General features: G+C 54.6%; 24 protein-coding genes and 2 pseudogenes. 8 read left to right on the top strand and 18 right to left on the bottom strand.

Going from position 1 to position 26,448, the window contains the following annotated elements:
• Nucleotides 1-70 precede the first annotated feature (70 nt).
• Both M0412_RS25135 and virD1 read right to left on the bottom strand, forming a co-directional pair.
• On the bottom strand, nucleotides 71-1,417 hold the full coding sequence (locus M0412_RS25135) for a T-DNA border endonuclease VirD2 (protein WP_012476041.1): 1,347 nt from the start codon (nucleotides 1,415-1,417) through the stop codon (nucleotides 71-73).
• 25 nt (nucleotides 1,418-1,442) lie between these two features.
• Nucleotides 1,443-1,889, bottom strand: coding sequence for a T-DNA border endonuclease subunit VirD1 (gene virD1, locus M0412_RS25130; RefSeq protein ID WP_012476040.1), 447 nt, complete (start codon nucleotides 1,887-1,889; stop codon nucleotides 1,443-1,445).
• A gap of 254 nt (nucleotides 1,890-2,143) precedes the next feature.
• Between virD1 and M0412_RS25125 the strand changes: the two genes are divergently transcribed.
• From M0412_RS25125 to M0412_RS25115, 3 genes and pseudogenes are all read left to right on the top strand, one after another.
• On the top strand, nucleotides 2,144-2,839 hold the full coding sequence (locus tag M0412_RS25125; RefSeq protein ID WP_012476039.1) for a conjugal transfer ATPase VirC1: 696 nt from the start codon (nucleotides 2,144-2,146) through the stop codon (nucleotides 2,837-2,839).
• A 2-nt stretch (nucleotides 2,840-2,841) separates the two neighbouring features.
• On the top strand, nucleotides 2,842-3,447 hold the full coding sequence (locus tag M0412_RS25120) for a conjugal transfer protein VirC2 (protein ID WP_010900354.1): 606 nt from the start codon (nucleotides 2,842-2,844) through the stop codon (nucleotides 3,445-3,447).
• 163 nt (nucleotides 3,448-3,610) lie between these two features.
• Nucleotides 3,611-4,381 (top strand): annotated as a pseudogene (locus M0412_RS25115) (IS5 family transposase).
• A gap of 33 nt (nucleotides 4,382-4,414) precedes the next feature.
• Here the strand turns inward: M0412_RS25115 and M0412_RS25110 are convergent.
• The 12 genes from M0412_RS25110 to M0412_RS25055 all read right to left on the bottom strand — a co-directional run bounded on the left by M0412_RS25110 (nucleotide 4,415) and on the right by M0412_RS25055 (nucleotide 14,762).
• On the bottom strand, nucleotides 4,415-5,140 hold the full coding sequence (locus M0412_RS25110; RefSeq protein ID WP_012476036.1) for a response regulator: 726 nt from the start codon (nucleotides 5,138-5,140) through the stop codon (nucleotides 4,415-4,417).
• A 235-nt stretch (nucleotides 5,141-5,375) separates the two neighbouring features.
• A complete protein-coding gene (gene virB11 / locus M0412_RS25105) occupies nucleotides 5,376-6,410 on the bottom strand; it encodes a P-type DNA transfer ATPase VirB11 (RefSeq protein ID WP_012476035.1) in 1,035 nt (344 codons plus the stop codon).
• 33 nt (nucleotides 6,411-6,443) lie between these two features.
• Entirely contained in the window at nucleotides 6,444-7,574 is a 1,131-nt protein-coding gene (gene virB10, locus M0412_RS25100) for a type IV secretion system protein VirB10 (protein WP_012476034.1), read from the bottom strand.
• Nucleotides 7,574-8,452, bottom strand: coding sequence for a P-type conjugative transfer protein VirB9 (gene virB9 / locus M0412_RS25095; protein ID WP_012476033.1), 879 nt, complete (start codon nucleotides 8,450-8,452; stop codon nucleotides 7,574-7,576). The genes virB10 and virB9 overlap by 1 nt, the downstream gene beginning before the upstream one ends.
• Entirely contained in the window at nucleotides 8,449-9,162 is a 714-nt protein-coding gene (locus M0412_RS25090; RefSeq protein WP_012476032.1) for a type IV secretion system protein VirB8, read from the bottom strand. The genes virB9 and M0412_RS25090 overlap by 4 nt, the downstream gene beginning before the upstream one ends.
• Nucleotides 9,149-9,256 (bottom strand): type IV secretion system lipoprotein VirB7, encoded by a 108-nt coding sequence (locus M0412_RS25085; protein WP_371338341.1) that lies wholly within the window; start codon nucleotides 9,254-9,256, stop codon nucleotides 9,149-9,151. Before M0412_RS25085 ends, M0412_RS25090 begins: the two co-directional genes overlap by 14 nt.
• An 87-nt stretch (nucleotides 9,257-9,343) precedes the next feature.
• Nucleotides 9,344-10,231, bottom strand: coding sequence for a type IV secretion system protein (locus M0412_RS25080; RefSeq protein ID WP_010900347.1), 888 nt, complete (start codon nucleotides 10,229-10,231; stop codon nucleotides 9,344-9,346).
• 66 nt (nucleotides 10,232-10,297) lie between these two features.
• Entirely contained in the window at nucleotides 10,298-10,966 is a 669-nt protein-coding gene (gene virB5, locus M0412_RS25075; protein WP_012476031.1) for a pilin minor subunit VirB5, read from the bottom strand.
• A 16-nt stretch (nucleotides 10,967-10,982) separates the two neighbouring features.
• Nucleotides 10,983-13,352 (bottom strand): VirB4 family type IV secretion/conjugal transfer ATPase, encoded by a 2,370-nt coding sequence (locus M0412_RS25070; RefSeq protein ID WP_077768109.1) that lies wholly within the window; start codon nucleotides 13,350-13,352, stop codon nucleotides 10,983-10,985.
• A complete protein-coding gene (locus M0412_RS25065) occupies nucleotides 13,352-13,678 on the bottom strand; it encodes a type IV secretion system protein VirB3 (RefSeq protein WP_010900344.1) in 327 nt (108 codons plus the stop codon). Before M0412_RS25065 ends, M0412_RS25070 begins: the two co-directional genes overlap by 1 nt.
• Nucleotides 13,675-14,040 (bottom strand): pilin major subunit VirB2, encoded by a 366-nt coding sequence (virB2, locus tag M0412_RS25060; RefSeq protein ID WP_010900343.1) that lies wholly within the window; start codon nucleotides 14,038-14,040, stop codon nucleotides 13,675-13,677. The genes M0412_RS25065 and virB2 overlap by 4 nt, the downstream gene beginning before the upstream one ends.
• A complete protein-coding gene (locus M0412_RS25055) occupies nucleotides 14,040-14,762 on the bottom strand; it encodes a type IV secretion system lytic transglycosylase VirB1 (protein ID WP_010900342.1) in 723 nt (240 codons plus the stop codon). Before M0412_RS25055 ends, virB2 begins: the two co-directional genes overlap by 1 nt.
• A gap of 456 nt (nucleotides 14,763-15,218) precedes the next feature.
• Here M0412_RS25055 and M0412_RS25050 point away from each other — a divergent pair, with 456 nt between their 5' ends.
• The gene (locus M0412_RS25050) at nucleotides 15,219-15,461 is read left to right on the top strand and encodes a hypothetical protein (RefSeq protein ID WP_077768110.1); all 243 of its coding nucleotides are present in this window, start codon (nucleotides 15,219-15,221) and stop codon (nucleotides 15,459-15,461) included.
• Between the two features lie 72 nt (nucleotides 15,462-15,533).
• Here M0412_RS25050 and M0412_RS25045 read toward each other — a convergent pair whose 3' ends face one another.
• The 3 genes and pseudogenes from M0412_RS25045 to M0412_RS25035 form a co-directional block, all read right to left on the bottom strand.
• A complete protein-coding gene (locus tag M0412_RS25045; RefSeq protein WP_010900341.1) occupies nucleotides 15,534-18,089 on the bottom strand; it encodes a two-component system VirA-like sensor kinase in 2,556 nt (851 codons plus the stop codon).
• Between the two features lie 203 nt (nucleotides 18,090-18,292).
• The gene (locus tag M0412_RS25040; RefSeq protein ID WP_234886495.1) at nucleotides 18,293-19,549 is read right to left on the bottom strand and encodes a cytochrome P450; all 1,257 of its coding nucleotides are present in this window, start codon (nucleotides 19,547-19,549) and stop codon (nucleotides 18,293-18,295) included.
• 25 nt (nucleotides 19,550-19,574) lie between these two features.
• A pseudogene (locus tag M0412_RS25035) lies at nucleotides 19,575-20,775 on the bottom strand (pyridoxal phosphate-dependent aminotransferase).
• 468 nt (nucleotides 20,776-21,243) lie between these two features.
• On the opposite strand from M0412_RS25035, the gene M0412_RS25030 reads away from it, so the two are divergent.
• From M0412_RS25030 to M0412_RS25015, 4 genes are all read left to right on the top strand, one after another.
• Nucleotides 21,244-23,142: a potassium transporter Kup gene (locus M0412_RS25030; RefSeq protein WP_012476026.1), complete on the top strand. Its 1,899-nt coding sequence runs from the start codon at nucleotides 21,244-21,246 to the stop codon at nucleotides 23,140-23,142.
• Nucleotides 23,143-23,372: 230 nt separating this feature from the next.
• A complete protein-coding gene (locus M0412_RS25025; RefSeq protein WP_142843418.1) occupies nucleotides 23,373-23,615 on the top strand; it encodes a hypothetical protein in 243 nt (80 codons plus the stop codon).
• Nucleotides 23,602-23,751: a hypothetical protein gene (locus M0412_RS25020; RefSeq protein ID WP_161991479.1), complete on the top strand. Its 150-nt coding sequence runs from the start codon at nucleotides 23,602-23,604 to the stop codon at nucleotides 23,749-23,751. The genes M0412_RS25025 and M0412_RS25020 overlap by 14 nt, the downstream gene beginning before the upstream one ends.
• A 483-nt stretch (nucleotides 23,752-24,234) precedes the next feature.
• A complete protein-coding gene (locus M0412_RS25015; protein ID WP_010900336.1) occupies nucleotides 24,235-25,044 on the top strand; it encodes a hypothetical protein in 810 nt (269 codons plus the stop codon).
• 207 nt (nucleotides 25,045-25,251) lie between these two features.
• Here the strand turns inward: M0412_RS25015 and M0412_RS25010 are convergent, their stop codons facing one another.
• Entirely contained in the window at nucleotides 25,252-26,193 is a 942-nt protein-coding gene (locus tag M0412_RS25010; protein WP_077768177.1) for a hypothetical protein, read from the bottom strand.
• Between the last annotated feature and the right edge of the window lie 255 nt (nucleotides 26,194-26,448).

Raw genomic sequence — 26,448 nt, 5'->3', positions numbered from 1 at the left:
ATTCGAGTTCAACGTAGCGGAGCGGCTGAAGTCTCGACGAAATTCTTCATCTGCCATGATCGATCCTTTTCTACCTTCTGTTTCCCTCATCCCCTTGGCTGCGCCCGTCCCTTGACCGCTTACGAATGCTCGGCTCGGCGTCATCATCACGAGGACGCTTAGAATTTGGCTCTCCCTGCTGCCGGCGATCGGCTGTCGGAGGCAATGCGTCCGTAGCGATGTTGGTCTGCCCCGGGTCATCCAACGGATTTGATCCAGGGGGCTGGATCGGCGATGTAATCGGATCGTCCTGGGCAACCGGTACGGCGCTGATTGTCACTCCCGTCCGAATTCCGTCTACCCTGGTCAGTTTTGCGCCGCTCTGCTCTTCCTCATCACCGCGAGGCCGTTTTCGATGAGGCCGTTGCCGAACATCATCTTCGCTTGTTGTGTGCGTGACGGGTTCGGTTGCCAAACGATGCATGCCAGAACGGCCTTCAAGATCCTGGCCGTCTCCGGCGATGGTGAGAGGGCCGTTCCTCAAGTTGCCATCGTCCACAAAGGCTTTATCGCTGCCGGATTGAGAACGGGAATCGTTTCCAGATGATACACGATCGGGCGTGACACCGTTGCCGTTCGATCCGATCAGTGCCCGGGAACGTACTTCAGACACCGATTGCAGACCGCCGTTTCGTCGCAAGTTTTCTGACACGTTTTGAGGCAGCGAACCGTACGAAGAATTAAAAGATTGATCCGGTTCTCCGTCGTTTCCCCCAGGCGAGAATTCTTCGAAATCAATATCCTCGAAACGAATTTGATTGGCCTGCTGCCGCTCCAGGCGTCGATACTGGGCAAAAGTCATCGGCCGCTCCGAGATGCCGCGCTCAGCTCGGCTCGTCGCCTCGAGGACGACGCCATGACGAAGTGAAATCTCGGCCATTGTAATGCGCAAGGCGTCATAATTCAGTTGGGGGTGGCGCCGGGATATTTTCAGCCAGCCGTGCCCCAAAAGTTCGCGACGATTAACGACCACATGCAGATGTGGGTGATCGCGATCGATGTGAAAGGCTGTAAGATAGTTGTATCGGCCTCCCCCTGCGCCTGACCCAAACATCTCGGCTGCCCACTCCCGGCTCGCTGCATAAGCTGCTACCTGACTTGTACCGGCAGGGAAGCTTACAATAATGTGGGTCGTCAACTCCTGTTGCCTTTCCTCGTCTGGCCGACTTTCGTGATAAGTCCCGGTTTCTTGAACCCAGCTTAGGGCGAGTTCGCGGATTTCATCCGGTGGTACGAAAGTATCGAGATGTCGGGCCGAACGCTGCAGCTCCAACTTGCCCTTCCGAGATAGATACTCCAACTGGTTGATAATCTGTTGGAGGGTCTTCGTCCCACCTCCCGGCACAATGCGGATGATGACTTGAGACCGATCGGGCATCCAACAGATTCCCCCAAGTGCTACGTTAATGCTGCAAGGCGTCCGCCAGCATGGAGCAACCGTCGATCCGTCGCCGTGATACGGACAAAATGGAACGGAGCAAACCGTCGAGATCAGCGAACGATTTACCGAAAGCGTTTCGTTCAGCTTGCAGAGCGCCCAAATCCGTTGTCGGATTTTCAGCATAGGCACACAGCAGCGCGGCAATGTTGTTTGAGAGTGCTCCTATTGAATGAAGAATGGCTTCCATCATCTGACGAGTCTCTGCATCGATTTCGAGAAAGCCGGCAATGCGGCGAACCGCAACTCTTATGGCCATGCTGTCGGAGAGCCCCAGCAGACGGGCTTGGCGAGAGAAGCTCTCATATTCCGACGATCGCAAACGAGTGCTAACGACCTTGAAACCTTCAATCTTCGGGCCTTCACGCCGGTCGACAATGTCACTTGAAGTGGATTTTTCGCTTTGCGACATGGCTTGCTCCATAGAAAACGGAATGATCTGGATTTGTTCCGGAGTGAAATTCTCCAGTTGAGACTGAGGGAGCCTAGCCGCCAACAGAATAAATTCAAGAATATACTGTTCATATTCGGATCTATATAGTTACATTTGCAACTATCCTTCAATGCAATTGAAATATACTCCTGATAATTTCGCTATACAGACAGTCACACATACAAACAATGATACAGACGCACTTTCGTTCACAACGTCGCCAGGATAAACTTATGAAACTTCTGACATTTTGCTCATTTAAAGGAGGCGCCGGCAAAACCACGGCGCTCATGGGCCTTTGCGCTGCGTTTGCAAGAGACGGCAAAAGAGTGGCTCTCTTCGATGCGGACGAGAACCGGCCGTTAACGCGATGGAAAGAAAACGCGATGCGTAGCAACACCTGGGATACATCCTGCGAGGTGTACGCTGCAGAAGAAATGTCGCTTCTTGAAGCGGCTTATGAGGACGCCGAGCTTCAGGAATTTGATTATGCGCTGGCCGATACGCATGGTGGTTCGAGCGAGCTCAATAACACAATCATCGCTAGCTCAAACCTGCTTCTGATCCCGACAATGTTAACGCCGCTGGATATCGATGAGGCACTTTCGACATATCGTTATGTTGTCGAGCTGCTGCTGAGCGAGAACTTAGTGATTCCGACCGCCGTGTTACGCCAGCGAGTCCCGGTTGGCCGATTAACCACGTCACAACGCGCGATGTCAGACATGCTGGTGAATCTGCCTGTCGTACAATCTCCAATGCATGAACGAGACGCGTTCGCTGCAATGAAAGAGCGTGGCATGTTGCATCTCACATTGCTGAACACGACAAATGATCCGACGATGCGCCTCCTTGAGCGGAACCTCAGAATTGCGATGGAGGAACTCGTAACAATTTCAGAATTGATTGGCGATACCTTGGGGAATTGAAGATGGGGATCCGCAAACCTGCTTTGTCTGTCGGTGAAGCAAGACGGCTTGCTGCCGCGCGACCGATCGTTCACCCAATCCCAGCTCTTTCCTCGCAAAACTTGGCGCCTTCGCAATTACCTGAAAGAGCCGGAAAGGAAAAACGACCAGCGCCTCCTATCGCCGCCAAACGTCGTGACAACTTCGATCGGCAATCAATGCTAACGGCGGACGCCTTGAGTTCGACTGCGCCGCCGGAAAAAGTCCAGGTCTTTCTTTCGGCACGCCCCCCCGCTCCTGAGGTATCGAAGATATATGACAACTTGATTCTGCAGTACAGCGCTACCAAGGCGCTGCAGATGATCTTGCGCCGTGCGCTCGCCGATTTTGAGAACATGTTGGCGGACGGATCATTTAGCACGGGGCCTCAAAGCTACCCGATCTCAAAAGTAGTCGAAAAACCTATCGTTGTCCTGACTTCTCGCATGTTCCCGGTATCGCTGTTAGAAGTCGCACGCAATCACTTTGATCCATTGAGATTGGAGACCGCCAGGGCTTTTGGCCACAAACTGGCTACGGCCGCACTTGCATCTTTCTTTGCCGAAGAGAAGATAAGAAAAGAACGCTAATATGATGAGGCCGGTCACTTGACGGCGGTATTGTATTCGACAGCAGGCAATGAGGCAGCCCCTACCCAGCTACAACACAGCCAGCTCACTCTAGGCTGTGTCCCCATAACGGGGTTCATGTTGATGACGTTGTGTGATTCAATTTCCTGGAAAGGAGATTGTTATGCGCCGTCACGAACTGACCGACGAGGAATGGGCGGTTATCGCCCCTTTGCTGCCGACCAACAGCCGTGGAGTTGAGCGCGTGGATGACCGCCGGGTGATCAATGGTATCCTATGGCGTTTCCGGACAGGTTCATCCTGGCGTGATGTACCGGAGCGCTATGGTCCGCGCACGACGCTCTACAATCGCTTCTCTCGCTGGCGCAAGGCAGGCGTCTGGGATCGCCTTCCCGGCGCTGTTTCAAGGCATTATGCCGGAGAGATCGTCATGATCGATTCTTCCTGCGTCCGCGTTCACCAGCATGGTGCAAACGAAAAAAAGGGGGATCTGCCGATCCTTGCATGGGACGTTCGCGTGGCGGCCTGACGACAAAGATCCACGCGCTCGTCGATGCTGATGGTTTGCCGGTTCGACTGGCATTGACCGCCGGTCAGGCCGCCGATGCTCCTATGGCCGAAAAGCTGCTGAGTGACATTCGGCCCGGAACGACACTGCTTGCCGACAAGGCCTATGACACCGACGCGATCCGTAACTTCGCCAAGCAACGCAAATGCTGGGCAAACATCCCCGCCAAGGCCAACCGAAAACAGACCTTCAGTTTCAGCCGTTGGGTCTATCGCCAGCGCAATCTGATCGAGCGTTTCTTCAACCATCAAACAGATGCGTGGTCTGGCAACACGATACGACAGACGTGCTGACAACTACCTTGCCGGGCTCAAACTTGCCGCGACGAGAATCTGGATCGCTTCAATTAACGAGTCCGCGTCCTAGGATCAGATCGAAAAAGGCATATGCGTCGCTGCTTCAGGCCGCCATCAGACCTCCATAGGAAACATCCACATCAGCGTCGAAGAAATAGCCGGCACCCCTGGCAGTTTTGATCAAGTTTGGGCTCGCTGCATCCTGCTCAAGCTTTCGGCGGAGCCTCAAAATGAGAACATCAATGCTTCTGTCATATACTTCCTCCTCACGCACTCGGCTCGCGATGAGGAGCTGTTCTCGGGAAAGCACGTCGCGTGGCTTTTCCAGGAAAGCGACGAGCAGATTGAATTCCCCTGCCGTAAGCTTCACCTCGCCATTTTGTGCGGATACCAATCGCCGCTGTCTGAGACTAAGTGTCCAGCCGGCGAAACAAAATGAACGCCGGTCTTTGGTTCGCATGACATTCGGTCGCACGCGTAATGCGACACGGATGCGTGCTAGGAACTCGCGCGTTCCGAAAGGTTTCGCGATAAAATCCGTTGCTCCCAGCTCGAGCGCCACCACTTTATCCGCCTCCTCAAGGCGATCACCGCTGATGATTATAATTGGAACATCGGATTTTGTGGCGAGACTGCGAACGATCTCAAGTCCGTCTTCACGCCCTAAATTGAGATCCACGACGACGACATCGACCGTCTCTGATGCAAGTACCCGGTTGAATTGCTGGCTATCTGATACCGCGGTGACCCTTAAGGCATGAATCGTTAAATACTCGGTAATAAGATGGCGCATCGCGGCATCGTCATCGATGACAAGAACATGTTTCACCAGTTCGCCTCCGTATGGGATTCTGCAGAATCGATAGATTCGTGCAAGCAGAGGATGTACGTCTCAGCCTCAACCTGATCATTTTCTCTCACTATGAGGGTAGTTCGGCAAAATTTCGGCCAAGCCGTGCATGACAAAAATGCTAACGGAAGGTTTCAGATTGATGACAGGAGTTGCTGCAGCGCGCTACACTTGTAACGCTTTAAAATCTGCGCGAGCAGACCTCCGTGCGGCTCTATTGCTGGTTTAGAAGATCCCCTATCGTCTCACCGCGTCGGCGGGCATCGGCGGCGAGCCATACTTCGCCCACTTCGTAAACATCGCCGTAAGCACGGAAGGGAACAATGACATCGATTGCCGTTGCCAACATGTCAATCAGTGTGCGATCTTCCAAGCATGCCCCCTGCACACTGCTCTTCACAAGTGAGAACAGCTTTTTGAAGCCTTGGACGGGATTCGCCCCATGTATGGTTGAAATCGATCCGGGGTGGCCTGAGACCACCTCACTCAGGTACGCCCACGCCGCGTCGTCGCGCATCTCACCGAGCAATATTCGGTCAGGCCGCATCCGAAGGCTTGCCTGGAGCAGCTGTTCCGCAGTCACTGCACCTAGCCCTGCCCCACTCTTGGAGTAGAGCAGTCTGACGTGGTTCTCATGTGGAATGACGAGTTCGAGCGTATCTTCAATGGTTATCAGCCTTTCTTCCCGCGGAATAGCACTGATCAAGGTCTTGCTCATCGTGGTCTTGCCGCTTCCGGTCGGCCCACAAAGCAACATCGTCCGCTTACCGATAACACATGCACGTAAAAATGATTCCAGATCGCCATTGTCGTAGTCGCGCAGAATCGCTTCGTCTAGTTGATCTCGTCGCTGCGTCCGGATTTGCCACTGATTCCATCGACGAACATCGTAGCGAGCCGAGACTTCCCCCAATTCAGAGACACGATTGCTCGGTCGTCGAATTGTCAAGCTCACGGTGCCAGAGGGTACCGTTGGCGGCAAGCAGATTTGCATCCGCTCGCCACCTGGGAGCTCGGTAGCGCAAAGAGGGTTGCGGGGGCCGACATCTTGTTTTCGCAATGCCCCTGCTAGAATGGCGATGTCTTCGAGATCATCATAAGAGAACGGTGCGGCGAACCTCGTGAAGACGCCACTTTGGCGTACAAAGGCTTCTCCCGGTCCGTTTATGGCAACTTCTTCAGTCCTCGGGTCATCGAGCCATTGCAAGACTGGGTTAAGAAGGGCGCGCAATTGCGGATTTACTTCCATTGGATGCATCTCGCAGCTTTGGCTATCTGTGCATTAGCGCAGATGCCGACGTTTCACCGATCCACCAGTCATATGAAGCTGGTAGATTCCTGAGAAATCCAAATCCCGCGCGACGAAGATCGAGACCGTGTCACCCTGATTTTTTTTCAAGGTTGGGGGAATGTTTATGGCCGCCCTTAGGGCCGTATCGGCCGCTTGTTCGCCATTGTTTTGGAAACTATTGAAGCTGGTCCCGCCGGTCGAATTCCCTGCGTAGCTACTTGCCGCCTGGACTGCGCCCTGGACGACACTCAGGAGCATGGCCCCGCTAAAGCGTTTCCAGAAATGATTGTCGACCGTACCCGGCAGTCCGGAACGGCCGAGTTCGTCGGCCCCCGGGGAGGAAAGAGAGACGACGGCGTGTGAGGGCGTCTCCGCGCGATTCCAGAGAACGAAAACGCGGGCGTCTCCCTGCTGCAGTCCACGCTGGATTTCGCCGACAACTGTCGTTCCGCGATCCAGAAGCACAACATTTCCGGTTGCTCCGCGTATGTCTTGAGGAAGTACACATTTCACATACCCTGCCAGATTTGTATCAATGGCGGTTTGCAGTATGCAGGGAATGATCGTTCCTTGCGTAACAGTGAAATCTGGGTGCGGCAAAAGTATAGCGAGGCTAGGCTGCAACACTGTCGGTTTCAAGCGCACAGAGAGATCGTTCTCAGCAGAATCCTCCGACGCGGCTAGGGAGTTGGCGTTTCTATTGTCTTGGCCACCGTTCTGAATATCAGCGTGTGGGGCGGATTTGACACCATTCTGATCACCTCCGCTGTAGGCAAAGATCGGTGTTTCTTCGGGCCTCAGTTCGTTGTGTTCTCGCTGATGTTGATCCGACGGCAAAACCGTTGCTTCCGCAGCTGGCGGTGTCATTGCCGGTTTGGCGGGAATATCAATCGGGGCCGGCCGAAAGGGCTTCGTGTTGGCATCGATCATTGTGTTTGGTGGAGACGGCTCGGTCCTTTTCTTTGAACGCGCCCCGAGCCAAATGAGGCTCAACGACAGTACCAGGACTAAACCCGCAACAAGGAGCTTTTGCGACCCCGAGAGGCGCCGGCCATGAGGATCGGTGACGAGGGATCCGGGCGCGTCGATACCTTCTCTGGATTGGGCATTCACGTCCTCCATCACCTCGTCTCCTTCAGCACGCGCACTACATCGGGTCTGACTGTGCCAGTGCCCGGCTTCCGTCCGACGGCGTCATATGCCTTATTCCAGATGCAAAGTACTGTATGGCCGTCCCGCAGACGCCATTCCCTGGAAACTGATGCTACTTCAACGTAATCTCCCTTAACTGAATAGTTGGCCGTGGCTTCCTTGCCATCTGGGTTAATCACGTAGATTGAAGGTACACGCACGTTTCCGGGAAAGCGAAATGTCGTGGAATACCCGTTGTCGAAAACCTCGAGCGGTAATAGCGAGCGGTCTCCTTGCGCGACATAGCTCCAATTTTTCGCATCTGTGCTGCCACCTGCTGGCGGACGCTCGAGCAAGTCCTCGGCTCGACGCTGATATTGTGCTTGCGCCCGCATCCGATCCGCAAGATCTCTCTGCTCCGCTTCTTTTCGGCGAGCAGCGGCAACGTCGGCAGGATAAGTGAACTGTACGCTGTAGTAGAGGTCAGGCTGCTCTTTATCGAGCCGAGACATCGTTCTGGTCGCGAGGCTGAAAACATAGCGCCGCATTCCTGCGTCGCTTGCGGTAAGGACGATCACAGGCTGCGGCTGCAGCACTTTGCTGGCCTTGAAAAACAGATAATTGCCGCGTGGGAGCGCAGCGAGATCTTTGCTGTTGGAAACGGCGACGGCTGTCACCGCTTCATTGGACCCAAATGTTACGACCAATGTGGCTCCAACAGCGGTTGAAAGGTGCACAACCTCATCGGGATTGTAGGCGAGATAGCGCATACGTGGATCCAGTTTGCCTGCCGCTGGCGTGTCTTCCGCGTTCGCGCCGCTGGTTACAAAGAGGATACAAACCAGGCCCAGAAACAAATTCTTGATCATTGCTGGCTCCGCGTCGTGTTCGAAACGGTATCTTCCGAAGTTTGATAGGAGGTAACGATTAAGCCGCCTGGATTTGTCAGCCTCAATCGGCCGGGCAAGTTAGTTACCGTTTCATAATGTACCGTTGCGGTCCAGGTGGTTACTATTGGAGCTTGCCCTTCCATGATGAGAGTGCGTTTGTAGCGGATCTGCTGGACGCCAGTCATAAGTTCGTTTGAGCCGATGTGCTCGGCTTCCAGCTTTCCGCGCTTACCAATGATGGTTTGGGGGGAGCTAGGACTGGGGTAATTGAAGAACTGCTGATAATCTTGACGCACCGTTGGGGCACTGAAGCTCGAGACCAGATCATAGGCGTATTGGGCTGTATCCGCCGAGTAGCTCTCCCGCAGACGAACATACTCCCATAGAGACGCATTCACGACCGCTTGCTCCTGCGTCGCCGGCAACCGCGAAATAGATACCTCACTGTCAACTGTACCGTCTGGGCGCACCCACAGATATACTGGAACAAGTTTGTTCAGCGGAAGCATGACGGCGATAGCGAAGGCCTGCGCCACGTTTCCTGCGACTGCAATGACAGCCAAAGCAGCCAAGGCTCTAGAGATTCGCCGAGCTGATCTAGCACGTGCAGACTGAAATGCTTCTACTTCCTTATAGTGGTCCGCCAATGCTTCCCGCTCTACTAACAGCGCGTATTCAGAGCCGTTCATTAGCCTCTCCTGCGTTGGTAGGCTGAAGGTCCGACTGAGCAGGCTGCCATCGCCCGACGTTCAGCGGAAAAATAGGCCCCTTACAAGTCGCCAACTGATCGCTTGTCTGACAAGACGCCAAGCCGATGATCAAAAACAATAGAAAGTACTTCAAGGAAATCCTCCATTTGTGAAGCTGGGACTAACGGCGGATTGTCCGGGCGAAATGGCGATTTAAGCTACCGGCCGTTTGCGTCGCACCGCTCCAATAGCTCCCTCCAATATTCCCGGCGATTGCCGGAAGAGCGACGATCAAGGCGTCGCCGGTCAGAAAGAACATGTCGAGTTCATAGAGGCCTATTATCTTGGCCGCCGTTGTGCCAGCAGAAGTGATAACCCCGAGCATTAGCACGAGTGCCGTCGCTTCCGTCAGAACCACGATAGTTGCCACTATGTTTAGAAGAAGCAGAAGTATGCCATAAGTGACGAGCTGGCCGATCCATTTCGCGGCCATGTCTCTAGTGCGATCGAAGAGATAGCCAACGAGCATCAATGGACCGATCGCCAATAGCACCTTGGTGAGGATTCCGACGGCATCGTAGATTCCAAACGCAGTCCAAAGCGTTCCATAGAAAATCCATTGTGCGCCTTGAAAGGCGAGGATGTCTTGATCGTTCATCGGCCCAATTTCAGAAGCAATCTTCTGAAAGGCTACTTGCGTGAGTGAAAACATCGTGTCGAGCTGAGCAGGAATCGTCTGCAAAGGAAGCCCACTGATACCGAACTGTTGAATGAAATTCGGAATCGTATCCTCGAAAACCGAGACAACGTAATCATGATATTCCGCCTGCTCAACGATAAGAGCAACAACTACCGATACCATGATTACCCGGGTGATTCCGCCCCGTGCGTCCATTTCCCCACGCATTACGAGGATGCCCTGGACAATGATCCATAGCGTCACGCAGGCCACGAGAGGAGCGCTGACTGCCCGTTGAATGTCCCCAAGCAACGTGTCCAGCCCGACGGTGAAGGCGAGGTCGAATATCGTATGTATCGCCGTAAAAGGCGCAGGAATGCTAAAATTCATTGCCCTTACCTGGATTTAGCTTCGATTTTCTACGGAGAAAGAGGGCCCTGAATGAACAGTAGCGGATCAGTGCAGTTGAGCGGCGCCAAATATAAGCGCAGTTGCCTGATGTTCCTTTCGTTGGGTCGCCGCCTCCTCCGCCTCGTGCAGCCCCGCCTGTGCGGTGGTCATCGTCAACAGGCTGGTCGCCTGAATGTTTTGAATAATTGCGTCATGGATCTGTTTGAGAAGCAAACCGTTGGTGACGGTGGCCTGCATGATATTGCGTGAGCGGGAGAGCTGGCCCGATGTCTCAGAATTTGCCGCAAGGCGCTTGTCCATTGCATCCAGATTGTCAGCCGCGACACCGGCAGCATTTGCGGCGCCTGCAATCTGCTGTCGCAAAAGATTTCCTTCAGCGTCGTCGCCCACGACTGCGCGATCGGCATCTAAGGTAATTGCACGCGCAGTTGTCGAAGCAGGCATCTGCGGCGAAAACATTTCCTTGTCGAGTTGGCCGGCAGAGGGATATTGGTTTTTCTGGTCGATCGCTGATAACATGCCGGTGACGCCAAAGGGCGAGGTCAACATTGTCACCATCGTGATCAATTGCTCGAGGTTCGCCGCAGTATTGATCGCTGTCGTCAGCGTTTCGGCCTCCGTTGCAGGGTCGCTGACAACAAACTGCGCCTTGGCAGTCCCCGACAGAACAAGGCATATGAAAAGTGCGTTTATTACGAGCTTCGTAATATTCATGACTTCGAACTCCAGATCAATCCTGTGCCTCATGGTAGCGCGTCATGAATTTTTCCAGCCAGGCAGAGGGTTCCTCTCCATGCGTCTCGCGCAACTGCTGGGCAAAACGCACCGTATTGGCACGCCCGGATAGTACGGCGACGTATTCCGGCATGTCGCGCAGATCGAATTCGCACACAACACTTCCGCTCTCGCGCTTCAGCAGAAATTTGCGGCTGCCAATCGCCATCTCCTCGCGAATAGCCTGAAATTCTCGCTCGGTGCACTTCAACCCGTCTATGTAAGCAGAGCGGTCTGCAGTGGGTGATGGGTAGAAGATTTTGGTCATACATTGTGCTACGAGGCTTGCGCCCAATGGTGAATCAAGTACGTGCTCGGGTTGCTGCGTCGCAAGAACTAACATTCCGTTGTTCTTCCGGACGGTCAGCAGGAACTTGTCGACGACTGCTGCGAATTTCTGATTAAGCAGGTAGGAACGAAACTCATCGCAGCTCATGACGAAGCGTCGGCCATCTACCATCGCTCCTATTCGATGCAAAAGGTATGCTGCGGCCGGCGCGCATACCTCCTCATATTCGAGGAGATGGGTCATATCGAAGCCCGTAATCGAAGGATCTAACTTCACTTCGTCCGATTCGCCGTCAAACGCCCAGCCAAGAGCGTTGCCTCGGCACCACCGCTGCAATCTAGCTCCCGCACCTTCGGAGGGCCCGTGCAATAAGAACTCCCTTAAGCCCGCAAGGGATCTCATGTTAGGCTCAAACGAAAGTTGCCGTTGGATACCGCGCTCTAAGCGGCGATTTTCCTCCGGCGAAATTCCCCCCCTGCCGTCGCTTTCAATCAGCGCCACGATCCACTCGCGGAGAAAGTCCCGCGCCGCTGCCGTATCCTCTAGGCCGCGCAAAGGTGCAAGGCCGCTTGGGACACCTCGTCGTAACGTGAGGTACGTGCCCCCGGTGGCGCGCACAAGCAGTTCACCGCCACGATCCTTATCGAAAAAAACGATCGTCCCGCTGCGGTCAACCACGCTCTGCTCAAGCATCGCCAGGATGAAGGTCATAAGTGTCGTTTTTCCCCTGCCAATCGGCCCGAAGATCGCGGTCATGCCCACGTCGTTTTCGTGCGGAATATAATCGAAGGGCGTCCCGCCGTTTGTACGGAAACGAGCAACCGCACCTCCCCAATGGCCCGACTTCCTTCCGATAGGGAAGTTCTCGAATGAAACCAAGCCGGCAAAGTTGCGTGAAGTGATCGCTCCGGGACGGGTACGCCATCTGTGGTTTCCTGGAAGCTGAGACCAGTATGCAGCCTCCATTCCAATGCTTTCCTGCACGATAACCGCGCCCGCGTCCGACAAGCTCGTGCGGGCTCGCGCACCATAGTCGGCAAGGGTATCGAGATCATCGCCATAGACACAAAGGCTGAGATGATGCGAACCCATGACGAATTCGCTACTGGCCAATGAATCTTCTGCTTGGGCGAGTTCACCGATCTGGGTGACCGCCTTGTCACCGGAGCTAGTCATCTGGTTCGATTTGAGGCTGAGCTTGGCGTGAGCCTGTGCACGTGTGAGGAAAGAGAAACTCTGGCTCAAAACGAGCGGAAAACTTGATGACAGGAGTGTGTTAAGCATTCCGGGCCGCGTCTTTGCCGGGTACTCGCGGAATGAAAAGATAGATCCAACGTAACGATCTTTCGGCGCTCTAATCTCGAGGGCACGCTTGCCGCAGATGACCCGGTCGGTATAAACTGAGGCGCCGAGGGATCCGCTAACGACCGGCACCGGTAAAAAACGACAAGTCATTATCAGGCGAAGGGCTTCACCAATTTCCGTGAAAAGCACCTGATTTTTTTCTCGGATGCCAAGTCGACGAAGTCCATACCCATCAAGCGCGCCAGCGACAACGTTCCAAAGATCCTCCAGATGTCGGATCTGATGCGCAAGATCGCCTGGGTTCTTCCCATAGCGCCTGGTGAATCTGCTTCCCACTTTACCGAGAGCGGTGCGAGGAGAGACAATGAGCGTGAGGAAGTGGTCGTTTCGAAACAGTTTACCAGACAGAACACGCCGCTCGAACGTTTCGCTTAGGCTTGACGCGAAGGTGCTGCGAAAATGGCGTACCGGCGGTACTGGCACATCGTTGTGACGGACGAGATGGGCATATACTGAGACGTTATCATCGGCAATATTGCGAAAGAGCGTGTTAAAGGCACGGCAGCGCGCATTTCGGACCTCTACTTCCTCCAGTTCGAAGGGAAGGCCACTGATATGCGCCATGGTCAAGATGGAACCGTCCTCTAGAAGAACGACATGGTCGCTGAGGTGCCCTACGTAAGGCAGGTAGATTTCCCCAGATCTCTCGGTCCGTCCGCTTGCTCCGAACATTACGTCATTCCTCTTCCTCGCGACGCCACTCTGATGGGGTTGGGACTGACGCTCGCGCCGCCCCACGCATGGCCGTCAACGCTTCTCCCTGCCGTCTGGAGAAACAGCAAGACCACGCTTGCCGCGTTATAGTCCCGCTCTACGATGAGCCGCGCTCCAAGCCACAGCGGCAAGAGAACAATTTCATAGAGGGGGTTCTGCACAACAACGATGAGAAACCCCGCCAACATCATGAAAACTCCAGCAAGCGTCAGCGGTACCCCAAAGAACAATGCAGGTCTCGTTGCCGCCAAGTAGAGTGTGGCTTCTTCAAGATCGGCATTCATCCCCCGCCCCCTGTCAGTGTTTGGCCGAGAAAGCTGGCTCCAAACATGATAACGATCCCGCCAACAACACCTGCTACCAGACCAAGGGAAGCTCGGCCGAACATCCACGATACCCCGATGGCTACGATACCAAGAACGGCGAGCGATTGACCAAACGGACCGAGAATAAACGTGCAGATATTGTTGACCATGGTGGCGGGGTCAGTGCCCCCAGCGGCCTGCGCGGCAGCTGGCTCGCAGAAAAACAAGCTCCAGCCGATCGCGCCGGTGACGCTCGGCACGTGCGGAGCCAGCAGGCGCACAGCTCTGTGCCAGAGGCCACGGAATTTCGACGGTGCGCGGTATCCTTCAAGCCATGCCATTATGGTGCATCTCCATCATTCGGTTCGAAAACTTGATCTTGTTCGGGGGATTTGCGCTCATTCGGCTGCTGCGCCTCTGGCGGCGCGGACGAACCGACTGCTGAGTGGGAGCGGTCGTATGAACCCCAGACGTTCCAGGGTTCTTCTGGACTCCGCTCATCACGGTCGCCTTTTTTCCCCGACTGAGCCAGCGGGGGGACGAGTAGCTGAGCCGCCACTTCGACCCTCCGCACATAGCCGTTCGCGAAGCCGCGTGTCGGGTTGCCGGTATTGTAAGCCGAAATTGCTCGCCGGATGGCAAGTTGTTCTGACTCTACCGTGTCGCCGCCACTATAATGCCGTACGAGCAGGTCCGCCGCCGCCGACAGGGACACGCAAGGGTTGATTGCATTGCCGGCAGTCAAGCCCAAGTTCGCGAAATTTTTCGAGTTCACTTGCATTAGGCCTACATCGACTGAATGCCCTGCTGCGACGCGATTGTTTACGCTTTGCGTAGCATCCGCCGGATTCTTGCCATGTAAAGTTTCGCCGGTGGTATTGTCATGCAGCACGAGCGGATCAAACTGACTTTCAACCTTCGCAATCGCTCCAAGCGTCGATGGAGCGACTGAAGGTGCGCATTCGCGAGCGAGTTGGTTAAATTCAGCGAACGAGAGCGGCGCAGCTTTGCTTGGCTGGACCATCAGAAAAATGATCCCGAAAGATCCTGCCGTCTTCCGCATTGTTTATTCCCCACTGTATCGCAATGATCTTGGTCAGCATGAAATGACTCGATCGCTAACAGTCGCGACTATGGGAGGTGTCTGTTACTTTCTGATTTTATTATCTTACCTCTCGGTTTCATTTGAAGCATCGAAGCGAAGCCGTTTGATTTCTTGAATCGAGGGAATCGGCGGCCCAAGCGGTGATCCCTAGGCCATGAGAGCGAATTCACCATAGCGGCGGTTTTCGAAAATTTTCGCAGGCTGGCGCGGAGGATGGTGCAGCCGCAGGAGATTTCGCAAAGCGCCCCCGAAGCGGAGATCGGCACCGACTGCACCCTAGACAGGGGGCCGTTCCTCACGTCTCCTAGTGCCGCGCGGCAGATACATCAAGTCCGTTGCATGAAACGCGATCGCAGTATTGACCTGCGAGACCGATGTCCTAGGATCACAACGAGATCTTTTTGAGGTGTTGTCTTGCAAAAGCTCGAACTCGTTTTTTTTGTTTGCGGTCTGTTGGCTTTGGGAACATGGCTTTATTCGAACGAGTATTGGGCGTATGGCGCACTTGCGACGATTTTCCTTCTGATGATCGCTTCGATCCATCTCCTCTTAACATCAAAAGAGCAGGTTTACCGGTTTTTTGCCTGTATATCACTGGCGGTGATTGCAGCCGCAACCGGAGTTGCGTTGTTGCGGATGTCGGGACTGACCGGCTGATTCCGCGACTGGGGATTAAATTAATAAGCAATCGCGTTGTGCGGCCGGCTTCTGTTCAGAGGGCGTATCGGTTTATGACGCAATCACGATTCCGCTGCTATTCGAGCCGACCATTCGTTCAGTTCTGATATTCGCACGAACGACATAGGCGAGAGTCTTTGCTGAAATCGGCTTTTCCAAAAAACGGGCAGATCCCTCGCGATCCGCAGAAAGGGGAACATTTTTCTGGTTTTCGCCAATAATGATGATGGGCGCTTTTGCCAGCTTTGAGATTAAGGACCCTGCACCGTCTCCATCCAGCAAAGACGGTTGATCAATTAGAACAAGATCAGGTTCTTTTCCTTCCAACACCCAGTCGATTAAACCATCCAACGTGTTAAAGCCGACTGGCTCATAGCCCAGCGCCGCGATCTTTTCCTCGTACATTTCCAGCGTGGCTAAGTCGGGTTCGACCACCGCGACAATCTCGCCGTTCCCAAGCGGGATTCTTCCAGGGTCAAAAAAACTCTCTGAATTTACCGGCTGCTTCGACGAAGGTGGCAAGTAGACGTCGAAGCGCGTACCTCTGCCGACAGTTGATACCACGTCGATGTAACCAGCCATCGCGCTAACGTGACCGTGAACCGTGGATAATCCCAGGCCCGTGCCACCGCTGCGGGCGCGGGTAGTAAAAAAAGGCTCGAAAATGTGCGATAATACCGCCTCTGTTATGCCTGCGCCGTTATCCTCAACTGAAAGAAGGATATACTCGCCGGTGGGAATAGTACCGTTTGTAAGAACCTTGTGTTTCCGTACGACAGACCTCCTAACGCTGACCTCCACACGCCCTAACTCTCGGCATGCTTCAGCAGAGTTTTTGCACAAATTCATCAGTATTTGCTCGACCTCAAGTGAGTTTCCTTCGATAACCATTGGAGCGCTCTGATATTTGAAATCGAGCTCGACGCCCGGAGGCAACGCAACACGTAACGACGGCGCGATCACGGTCACTAACTCCGAAAGATCGAATGGTTTTGTTGTTCGATCCCGCTTTCGACTAAGGGCAAGGATCTGGTTGACAATCAACCGCGCTCGATTGCCTTCAGAAATGATGTGATCGATGTAGTCTCGAGCATGAGTACGACGGCGCAGAACGTTGTGTGCCATTTCCGCGTAACCCAGAACTGCACCCAAAATGTTGTTAAATTCATGCGCAATGCCGCCGGCAAGCGTACCAACTGCTTCAAGCCGTTCCGCATGTTTCAAACGACGTTCCAGAATATCTCGCTGGGACTGCTTGCGCCGAATGACCGCATAGTGGCTAACACATGCAGCCGCTAGTTCCATCAGCTGCATTTCACGTGCGGTCGGCGTCTGTAGATGCTCTCGATCAAATCCCAGGCCAAAGACAGCGACTATTCGATCGGATACCTTGAACGCAAGCAGCACCCACAGAAATGGAGAGTCCTCACCGAAGCAGCTCGCTTTTCGTTGAGGATAGGCTCGGAAAATCCGCCCGCCGTCCTCGGCCCCTACCGTGGAAACAATTTCGCGCACCCGTTGTTCGTTCCACTCTGGCGCAGGAGTGCTTCCAAAAAAGGTGACGCCAACGTCATTCTCATTGATGTTGACCAGTCCCAGCGCGCATTGATGAGCTTCAAAGAATAATTGGATAATTCCCAACGCGGCATTCGTTGAGGATTCCAACGACGGTTTTGCTTCTGAAGCATCTTCGAAGCAAAGCCCAATCTTTTTGATCACTTCTTCGAAGTCCAGTCGTCTCGTCAACACCTTGGTTCGCAGATGTAACCTATGGACTAGGGAAATTATGCAAAAGCAAAAGAAAACCGAAACTGCGCCGAGGAAGACCCGTACCCGCTGTTCACCCGCGCTGGCCAAGCTATAAGCTTCAAGGTATGCTCGCTGCAACTTCTTCGTGTTGTCGATGGTTTCAGAAGTTTGGATCACTCCAACGGTGTCTTTCAATCGCGGCAGTAGAGTCAGGATAATCCTCCCACTGCGAACGATCTCCTTGACGCCTGCCTTATCCCCGTTCGCCGAAACCTGAAGCCGGTCGAGACGTTGGTTGATTTCCCGTGCAAACTCGAAATTTGGCTGAGACGAAAACTGGAGCATCAGATAGCCCAACTCAGCGACTTCTAGCGAGTTCAAATCCCTCGTATCCAAAGACCTCGGAAGCGAAGCTATCGACTGGTTAAAGGTCGCCAACGAATCCTGGAACATTACATTTTGCGTACCGAACGCTGCAACGGCTGCGTCGGTCGCATCTACTGAGCTCTTCACCCGCGCCAGCAATTCAGAAAATTCACCGGCCCCGTCGAGGCCCGCCCGCCTAAAAAGCTGCTGTAAATCTGCGACGCTCGTGCGCAGTCGCCCCAGAGGGACGATAAGAGGATGGTAATTCCGAAGAAGGCCGGCGTGAGCACGCAACACATTCCGCTGCAGCATCGCGCAATCCACGTCGATCGATTGCAGCTCTGTCAGGATCGCTTCGTTGCTTTCGTTGTCTTGCCAAGATCCTATGGCCAGAACCGCAAAAGATATCGAGGCAATTACCAGTACCAATACAGACCACGATTTGATATCAAGCAGAACCCTTCGGGAAGGTGATAAATGATCCCAAATCATGCGGTCACCTCTCCTTCTGACAGCCAATCCAACTAAGCAGATTTCGCGGAATCAACGGAGCCCAGTGGTCTGACCCAGTTTCTCATTACTCCGCATCCACGGTGAAAAACACCGACCGAACAAACCAAGCTGGTCCGACAAGAATTTGGCGGCGACTCCTATGCGCTTTCTTCCCATCAGCCAACGAGAGAAAGCAACTCGCTTCAATTTTCTCGATTGAAGCCAACTCTCATCTCCGCAATTCGGCGCACACCTCCATGACCCTGTACCGCCTGCCATTCACCTTCAATCGAGAGATTGGGAGCATGTCTAAGCACCGTAGCAAGTCCTTCTTGCAATTCCAAACGAGCCAACGCTTCCCCAAGGCATCGATGTTCACCGGTGCCAAATACCATATGCCAGCGCATCTGCTTGCGATGAATATCGAAAAGTTGAGGGTGGACATAGTGTTTCTCGTCTCTTAGCGCGGACATGGTGCAAAGTGCGAGAAGACTATTTTTGGGTAGTATGAACCCGTCAAGATCAATATCTGCCAGTGTTGAACGGGGATAGGATCCGACTGGAGGCTCAAAGCGCAGTCCCTCCTCGACGGCGGCGGCCACGAGAGTACCATCGTTCAACAGTGCGTCCCATGCCTGTCGATGTTGCAAAAGCTGTCCGGTCAGTGCAGTGAGGCCGGTTTTGGTCGTGTCAGTTCCAGCCAAGATGATAAGCATCAGCTGGGTTAGGCCTTCGACGGGCGAGAGATCCTCCGCTTCTCGCGTTGCGTTTATGTAGGATGAGAGGAAGTCATCACGCGGATCCGTTCGGCGATCGTCAATTACCGCTTGCACGTAGTTCTTAAACTCGACCGCTGATTTTTCGATGTCCGGAAAGTCGGCATCCCGCCATGAAGGGCTCAGGCAGCGAGCAACGCGATAGACGAGTTGAGTAAAATAGGGAATGTCGCTTGGCGGGAGGCCTAACAGGCTGGCTATCGTAACGGCTGGGAGCTTTGAAGCATATTCCCCCACGAAATTGAAGGAACCAAGCTCCTTCAAATCTCGAAAAAGGATCTCCGTCAATTGCCTTATTTGCGGACGTAGATTTTCAATCATCCGGAATGCGAAAGTCCGAGTAAAAGGAGAGCGACGCCTGCTGTGGGTTTCCTTGTTTGAAAAAAGCATGCTGTAGCGAACGAAGTCGAAGACCGCTCCTTCGTTGACCCCCCGATTGAGCATCAGTTCCGTCTCTATCTGACGGGTCCGAGGGTCACTACTTAAGCCCAATACATCGTCCGCCCTAAGTACGAGGTATACGCCGTCCTGCCTGCGGAGGAAGGGCCGCTTCGGCCGCCATTCTTTAAAAATAGCGTGGCCGAACCGATCTAAGTCCGCGATACTAACGTTGTCTGGGTCGATCGACGCCGATATCATTGGCCCGGACTCTTCCGACACTTTTTGAGAAACTCTACCATTCATAAAATAACCTCTGGAGGATACGCTCTTACGAGCAATTCGAGCAAAACTGCTGAATGCGGCGGCAGGCTTCCTCGATAAGCGCTTCCGACGTCGCATAGGAGATGCGGAAGTTCGCGCCGAGGCCGAAGGCCGAGCCGTGAACGACGTCAACGCCTTCCGATTCCAGAAGCTCGGAAACGAAATCCTCGTCCGTCTCGATGACCTTGCCCGACGGCGCCGTCTTGCCGATCAGGCCGGCGCAGGACGGATAGACGTAGAAGGCGCCTTCCGGCACCGGGCAGACGATGCCCTTGGCCTGGTTCAGCATGGAGACGACGAGGTCGCGGCGGCCTTCGAAGATCTTCTTGTTCGCCGGGATGAAGTCCTGGGTGCCGTTCAGCGCTTCGACAGCCGCCCACTGGGCGATCGACGTCGCACCCGAGGTCTGCTGCCCCTGGATCATGTCCATGGCCTTGATGAGCTGGAGCGGGCCGGCGGCATAGCCGACGCCAGCCGGTCATTGCATAGGCCTTGGAGACGCCGTTCATCGTCAGCGTCCGGTCGTAGAGGCTGGGCTCGACTTCAACGGGCGTGACGAACTTGAAGTCGCTATAGGTCAGGTGCTCGTACATGTCGTCGGTCAGCACCCAGACATGGGGATGCTGCATCAGCACGTTGGTCAGCGCCTTCAGCTCCGCATGCGTATAGGCCGCACCCGTCGGGTTGGACGGCGAGTTGAAGATGAACCACTTGGTCTTCGGCGTGATCGCCTTTTCGAGATCCGCCGGCTGAAGCTTGAAGTCATGCTCCTGGGTGGCCGAAACGAAAACCGGCGTGCCGCCGCAAAGCGCCACCATCTCGGGATAAGACACCCAGTAAGGCGCCGGGATGACGACTTCATCGCCCGGGTTCAGCGTCGCCATGAAGGCGTTGAACAGGATCTGCTTGCCGCCGGTGCCAACGATCGTCTGCTCCCAGGAATATTCCAGACCGTTTTCGCGCTTGAACTTGGAGGCGATCGCCTTGCGCAGCTCGGGGATACCGGACACCGGCGTGTACTTCGTTTCGCCGCGGTTGATCGCGTCGATGGCGGCCGTCTTGATATTGTCGGGCGTATCGAAATCCGGCTCTCCTATATTGAGGCGGACCACGTCCCTGCCCTCAGCTTTAAGCTCGCGAAACTTCTGCGAGACAACGATAGTGGCAGAAGGCTTTATACGGGAGAGAGCATCGGAACGCACGAACATGACAGGCTGACCCAAACGTTTCAAAAGGAAGTCTTCCCGATGTTTTTATGTTGAACGCGCTTCGGATTTCAATCGACGCGTGGTCCCCTGTTACAAATGAAATCAAATTTGACGTCCTCAGCGAAGCGCGCGATTTGAAGTCGTTCAAAGCGGCTTGGTATGCCGCCGCGTCTGCGATCGGCAATTCTGAAAGCCGCCCCTGCGAAACTCGTCGCTTTAAGAGCCCGAGTGGTCCTCGATCAGCGCATCAGTTTGCCGAACGGATTTGCAACTTTGTGAGCGTTACAGATGAAGCTCGATCCGACGTTTCAGCTCTGTTGAGATCATGAGATAAGGCCTCAAAGAAACGCCTGCATCATCAAAGAATTCTTCGACCGGTCAATTTTCCAACGCCGTTGCGAAAGCCTTTGTTGCGTTTTAAACGATGCGGGAAAAGGAGGCTGGGGCTCCGAAGAGCCTGTTGAAATCATGTCCGCAGAAAGCCATCCGACCGAATCCCAGATGACGCCGAAAAAGCTGTTCTATCTGACGCTGGGTTCCATCGGCGTCGTTTACGGCGATATCGGGACCAGCCCGCTCTACGCCTTTCGCGAGGCGTTGAAGCCGGTGGCCCATGACGGGCTCACCCGTTTCGAGGTCATCAGCCTGATCTCGCTGATGATCTGGGCGCTGACGATCATCGTCACCATCAAATATGTGCTCTTCCTGCTGCGCGCCGACAACGAAGGCGAGGGCGGCACGCTGTCGCTGCTTGCTCTTTTGATGAAGACCGCCAACGGCCATACCGCCATCCTGATGCTGCTCGGCCTCTTGGGGGCTGCGCTTTTCCTCGGCGACGCGATGATCACGCCGGCGCTGTCGGTGCTGTCGGCGGTCGAAGGCCTGAAGCTCGTCACGCCCAGGCTCTCGGAATATATCGTGCCGATCTCGGTGGTGATCCTGGCGCTGCTCTTCGTCGTGCAATCGCGCGGCACCGGCGCCGTCGCCAAATTCTTCGGCCCGATCACCGCCGTCTGGTTCCTCGTCATGGCCGCCGCCGGCATTTCGCATATCTCGGACGATTTCGGCATTCTTGCCGCCTTCAATCCTTACTATGCCGTCAGCTTCCTGCTGCATGAGGGCTTCTACGGCGTCGTCGTGCTCGGCGCCGTCTTCCTGACGGTGACGGGTGCGGAGGCGCTTTATGCCGATCTCGGCCATTTCGGCCGTCGCCCGATCCAGTGGGCCTGGTTCCTGCTGGTCTTCCCGTCGCTGACGCTGAACTATCTCGGGCAGGGCGCACTCGTGCTCGGCAAGCCGGAGACGATGTCGGATCCCTTCTACCTGATGTATCCGCAATGGGCGCTGCTGCCGGTTGTCATCCTGGCGACCGCGGCGACGATCATCGCCAGCCAGGCTGTTATAACAGGCGCTTTCTCGATGGTGCGCCAGGGCATCAACCTTGGCTTCCTGCCGCGCAGGGAAATCCTCTTCACCTCGGAAACCAATACCGGGCAGATTTTCGTGCCCTCGGTCAATGCCGTGCTGTTCATCGGCGTCATCTTCCTGGTCCTGAGTTTCAAAACCTCGGACGCGCTGGCGACCGCCTATGGCATCTCCGTCACCGGCGCCATGGTCGTCACCTCGATCATGGCCTTCGAATTCGTTCGCGCCCGTTGGAACTGGTCGCTGCCGGTTGCGGTGATCGCGCTGGCGCCGCTGGTCATACTCGAATTGATCTTCCTCGGCGCCAATCTTTTGAAGATCCACGACGGCGGCTATATCCCGATCCTGATCGCCACGGCCTTTACCGTCATCATGTGGACCTGGCGCCGCGGCACTGCGATCCTGATGGAAAAGACCCGCCACACCGATATTCCGCTCGCCTCCTTCGTCAGCTCGATCGAGCGCAAGAGCGAACATTCGCCGGCCCAGGTTCCCGGCACGGCGATCTTCCTGACCAGCGATCCGGAATCCGCACCCGCCGCCCTGCTGCACAATCTCAAGCACAATCACGTGCTGCACGACCGCAACGTCATCCTGACGATCCGCACGGTCAACAAGCCGCGTGTGCCGAGTCAGGACCGTTACAAGGTCGAGCAGATTTCCGAGCGTTTCTCGCGCGTCGAACTGCTGTTCGGCTTCATGGAATCGCAGAACGTCTCACAGGCGCTCGCGACGCTGCGCAAGGCCGGACTGAAGTTCGACATCATGTCGACCTCATTCTATCTCGGCCGGCGCAAGCTGGTGCCGGACGCCAATTCAGGCATGCCCTACTGGCAGGACCGGTTCTACATCCTCCTTGCGAATGCGGCCTCACTCCCATCAGACTATTTTCACCTTCCTGCCAACCGGGTTGTTGAACTGGGATCGCAGATTATCGTTTAGACGCGGCCCCTGACGGCGACCGGCGAGGACCACTCTCGACAGTGTTTGGCAAACAAGGGATTGTCCCGACTTTGCGAGCAGGTTCGGACCAATATCTGCCTCTAATGCAGAGCGAGCCGCATTCATCCAGCCCCGTTGGATTACAGCTGAAACTGACCTTCTCCCACGGCAAATCATTTTAGCACATTCAGATTGCATAGGGGGTGAAAGCTGTACAAGGAGACTGAACCATGAGCCTGAACGAAAAACCAGGTACTGCAAACAGCCGCTCGGATCTGGAGCCGGCTGGTGTCGACGGCACGCAATCGACAAGATTGCCAACCGCTTCAGAGATCGAGGGACCAACCGTTGCGCTACAAAGATCATTTTTTCAACAGTTGCTCTTGGACTTTGCCTACGGATGTGAATTTTTTTATCCACTACAGCAATATGAAGCTTTCACTTCGAAAGCAAAAGACGATGATGAGAACTGATGGCGGCCACTCGCCGAAGGAGTTCAAGGCGGCGACGCTTGAATCGGTTCTCGTTTACGAATGCGCCGCGCCTGACGCGGATTCAGATCAAATGTTCCAAAGCTACCCGCACCCCATTGCCAATGTCGAGAGATGACGACTTCCAACGACGCCTTGGCGCCTCAAAGCGGTATGGCTTGTCGTGATACAATAACCGACTGCAGAAATTGCCATGTCAATGCGGTGGGAGTGGGCGACTGACCGGGGGAAAGCCGTTTGGTACATACATCTACGTCTTAATCCGAAACAAAGTGCACTCGAATTTCCTGAAGTAATGAGAAGCCAACGTAGTTTTTTCGGTATGACATCCAACGGCAACGCGTCCGAAGGCAATGCTTTACATTTGTAACACGATTGACATTTAACCAACCTCGAAGGAACGCTAGAAGTTCCAGTACACCAAACGAGCTGAACTCAACGGTGGACAATCAGAACGATTGGGCGGCCGGCGGAAGATGCATGAGCAGACACGAAAGCCGGAACAAACTGCCCCGCTGGCCACTCCGCGAACAGCGATGCTTCCAGTCCTCCCCAAGATCAACATTCAACTCGCCCACGCACATCCAGGGAGTAATTCAGTATGTCGAATTTTTGCTTAAAGTCTGTGCAGGTAACAGCAATCGCATCGACTATAGCGCTCGTGCTGGCCGCGAATACCTTGGCACAAGAATCTTCCACCGCCTCTCCATGGCCGGACACACCAACCGCTCGGATCGAGGCGCTCGCAGTTCTCCAGACCTTGAATGCAAATCTCCTGGGAAATCCTAGCGCCACCTTGACGCTCGATCGCTGGTGTGCCGCGCACAAACTCGCCCCGGAAGACTCCAAGATCGTTGCCCAGCGCGTGCGCGTACAAGACACGCCCGCCGATAGCAGTATCCGAGAACTTCTTGCCGTGGGATCAGAGGAGCCTATCGCTTATCGCCGCGTTCGCCTGGTTTGCGGAAATCGCGTACTATCAGAAGCCGACAACTGGTATGTTCCGGCGAGACTGACAATGGAAATGAATAACGCGTTGAGCACCAGTGATATAGCGTTCGGCAGGGCCGTTCAGTCTCTTAACTTCACCCGCACCAACCTATCTTCCAATCTGCTTTGGTCTCCTCTACCAGAAGGCTGGGACATGGGAAATGAATTAACTGCGAACCGGAGAGGACCACTGGTCCTGCCACCGTTTCTTCTCGAACATCGTGCCGTGTTGAAGCTGCAGGACGGCACACCATTCAGTGCTGTGGTAGAAAAGTACACAAACAAAGTGTTGGATTTTCCGGCTCCGATAGCAATCCAAGGCTGGCTATTGGGACGCACGACCCGAGCGTCGGGCAGCACGCCCACGCGCTCCTGTTCTACATCTCCGGTCGAGCCTTGTCCTATGTCAATCTCACGATGAAAGCCCCTACTGCGGATTGCGGCTGGCGTTTTCCCCTTGGAAAAGCCGTTCCGGGTGCCAATCAATCCTCATTCCTCGGACCAGCACAGCTTGCAACGAGGCCGATGCCGATTGACTGCACCAAACACGAATGAAACCTGGAGCACAGCGGGGACAAGTCACCTTGTAATCCCTCCACTCACGCCAACACGGAACGGCTGCCGAGAGTTACCGTGACAATGCCGATCTGTCCCGATCGCGGGAGGATGAATCGAATTCGGCGCGCGTACGGGTGTAGGCATCACCGACGTTCTTGACGAAACTCTCGTGTGCCGTCAGAAGGCCGATAGCATTTGGCCCTCTCGTCACGACCGATCGACTATATCTTTCGATTATGTCAATCACCTCGTCGATAGGTTTCACCTCCGGTTCTTTCGCGTCTTGATACCTGCGGGGATGCGCCGCCATGTTTTTTTCAATCTCAAAGTCTGCGACAGCCCGGCGGAACAGGCGCAGCAGCTCCGGGCGATTGTTCCTCTCGTGTTGTACCCGAGTTTTTTGGTCGTCGTTTAAGTGCTTCTCGCCCTGGACCAATACGTCTGCGGCGGGGCATTTCTGACCCTGGTTCCAAGTAAGAGGGGGATCAAGCTGCAAGATTTCGATCGAACGTTCGATTAAGCGCGTCTTATTGACTTCCCCAAGATCGTCCAGATGCTTTATCACGCTCAGAATTGCGTCGCACTGATCAGGCTGAGGGAGGTTCAGGATGTTGGTTGTGAATCGTGCTTTTCCAGCCTCAGATTGAAACTTCAGAAGTGGTCCTACCGCCCGCGTTCTTGCCGTTTCAGATGGCCGGTTCACCTGCCAATCAGGCAATTGCTCCCCAGGGATGATTGTATCGAAGACTGCTTTTGCCGATGTACCAATCCTTTTCACGCGAGCGTGATAAATTCCGATAGGGCCTCGACGTAAAGCTTCGCGACCTGCGGAGCCAGTTCGCTCTAGATTTCCGAGATCTCGTGCGGTTTCGACCACATCCTGGGTTGGAACGTAGGTAGCAACTTTTGCAAGTACATCGGAAGGTAGGTTTCGGTTTGGTGACGCAGGATCACTCTTCACCCGAGCAGACTCAGATTCTCGGGGAGGTGTTCGTTGGCTGCTGGACGGCATGAGAAGCTCCATTTTTCTTCAATCACGCTAACCTTACTCAGATGAAAAGGGCGTCTCCACTGCTAATCTATTACTTTTGCAACACTTGAAATGCAGGTTGGCTGCATGAACGAGCGCCAACGCTAGCGCCCCTGCCAGCCCAGCGGATCAAATACAGCCACCCTCTTTTTCTCCAACTTTGCGAGGTGACGCTACTTGTCGCGATCTAAATGTCGCTGATGGTCGAGGGAATAGGCCCCTCCCGCCGGCGCAGAG

Origin of the sequence: Agrobacterium sp. O3.4 (assembly GCF_041414895.1) — a bacterium.
GTDB classification, from domain to species: Bacteria; Pseudomonadota; Alphaproteobacteria; order Rhizobiales; family Rhizobiaceae; genus Agrobacterium; species Agrobacterium cucumeris.
This window is presented reverse-complemented; position numbering and strand designations above follow the sequence as displayed.

Excerpts from the sequence above, each read along its gene's own strand:
- M0412_RS25055 (WP_010900342.1), bottom strand. The coding sequence starts at position 14,762 with ATGCGGAAGACGGCAGGATCTTTCGGGATCATTTTTCTGATGGTCCAG.
- virB10 (WP_012476034.1), bottom strand. The coding sequence starts at position 7,574 with ATGGAGGACGTGAATGCCCAATCCAGAGAAGGTATCGACGCGCCCGGA.
- M0412_RS25020 (WP_161991479.1), top strand. The coding sequence starts at position 23,602 with ATGATGAGAACTGATGGCGGCCACTCGCCGAAGGAGTTCAAGGCGGCG.
- M0412_RS25040 (WP_234886495.1), bottom strand. The coding sequence starts at position 19,549 with ATGAATGGTAGAGTTTCTCAAAAAGTGTCGGAAGAGTCCGGGCCAATG.
- M0412_RS25120 (WP_010900354.1), top strand. The coding sequence starts at position 2,842 with ATGGGGATCCGCAAACCTGCTTTGTCTGTCGGTGAAGCAAGACGGCTT.
- virD1 (WP_012476040.1), bottom strand. The coding sequence starts at position 1,889 with ATGTCGCAAAGCGAAAAATCCACTTCAAGTGACATTGTCGACCGGCGT.
- M0412_RS25015 (WP_010900336.1), top strand. The coding sequence starts at position 24,235 with ATGTCGAATTTTTGCTTAAAGTCTGTGCAGGTAACAGCAATCGCATCG.
- virB9 (WP_012476033.1), bottom strand. The coding sequence starts at position 8,452 with ATGATCAAGAATTTGTTTCTGGGCCTGGTTTGTATCCTCTTTGTAACC.
- M0412_RS25090 (WP_012476032.1), bottom strand. The coding sequence starts at position 9,162 with ATGAACGGCTCTGAATACGCGCTGTTAGTAGAGCGGGAAGCATTGGCG.
- M0412_RS25125 (WP_012476039.1), top strand. The coding sequence starts at position 2,144 with ATGAAACTTCTGACATTTTGCTCATTTAAAGGAGGCGCCGGCAAAACC.
- M0412_RS25080 (WP_010900347.1), bottom strand. The coding sequence starts at position 10,231 with ATGAATTTTAGCATTCCTGCGCCTTTTACGGCGATACATACGATATTC.
- M0412_RS25025 (WP_142843418.1), top strand. The coding sequence starts at position 23,373 with ATGAGCCTGAACGAAAAACCAGGTACTGCAAACAGCCGCTCGGATCTG.
- M0412_RS25030 (WP_012476026.1), top strand. The coding sequence starts at position 21,244 with ATGTCCGCAGAAAGCCATCCGACCGAATCCCAGATGACGCCGAAAAAG.
- virB11 (WP_012476035.1), bottom strand. The coding sequence starts at position 6,410 with ATGGAAGTAAATCCGCAATTGCGCGCCCTTCTTAACCCAGTCTTGCAA.
- M0412_RS25010 (WP_077768177.1), bottom strand. The coding sequence starts at position 26,193 with ATGCCGTCCAGCAGCCAACGAACACCTCCCCGAGAATCTGAGTCTGCT.
- virB2 (WP_010900343.1), bottom strand. The coding sequence starts at position 14,040 with ATGGCATGGCTTGAAGGATACCGCGCACCGTCGAAATTCCGTGGCCTC.
- M0412_RS25045 (WP_010900341.1), bottom strand. The coding sequence starts at position 18,089 with ATGATTTGGGATCATTTATCACCTTCCCGAAGGGTTCTGCTTGATATC.
- virB5 (WP_012476031.1), bottom strand. The coding sequence starts at position 10,966 with ATGAATATTACGAAGCTCGTAATAAACGCACTTTTCATATGCCTTGTT.
- M0412_RS25070 (WP_077768109.1), bottom strand. The coding sequence starts at position 13,352 with ATGTTCGGAGCAAGCGGACGGACCGAGAGATCTGGGGAAATCTACCTG.
- M0412_RS25135 (WP_012476041.1), bottom strand. The coding sequence starts at position 1,417 with ATGCCCGATCGGTCTCAAGTCATCATCCGCATTGTGCCGGGAGGTGGG.
- M0412_RS25065 (WP_010900344.1), bottom strand. The coding sequence starts at position 13,678 with ATGAATGCCGATCTTGAAGAAGCCACACTCTACTTGGCGGCAACGAGA.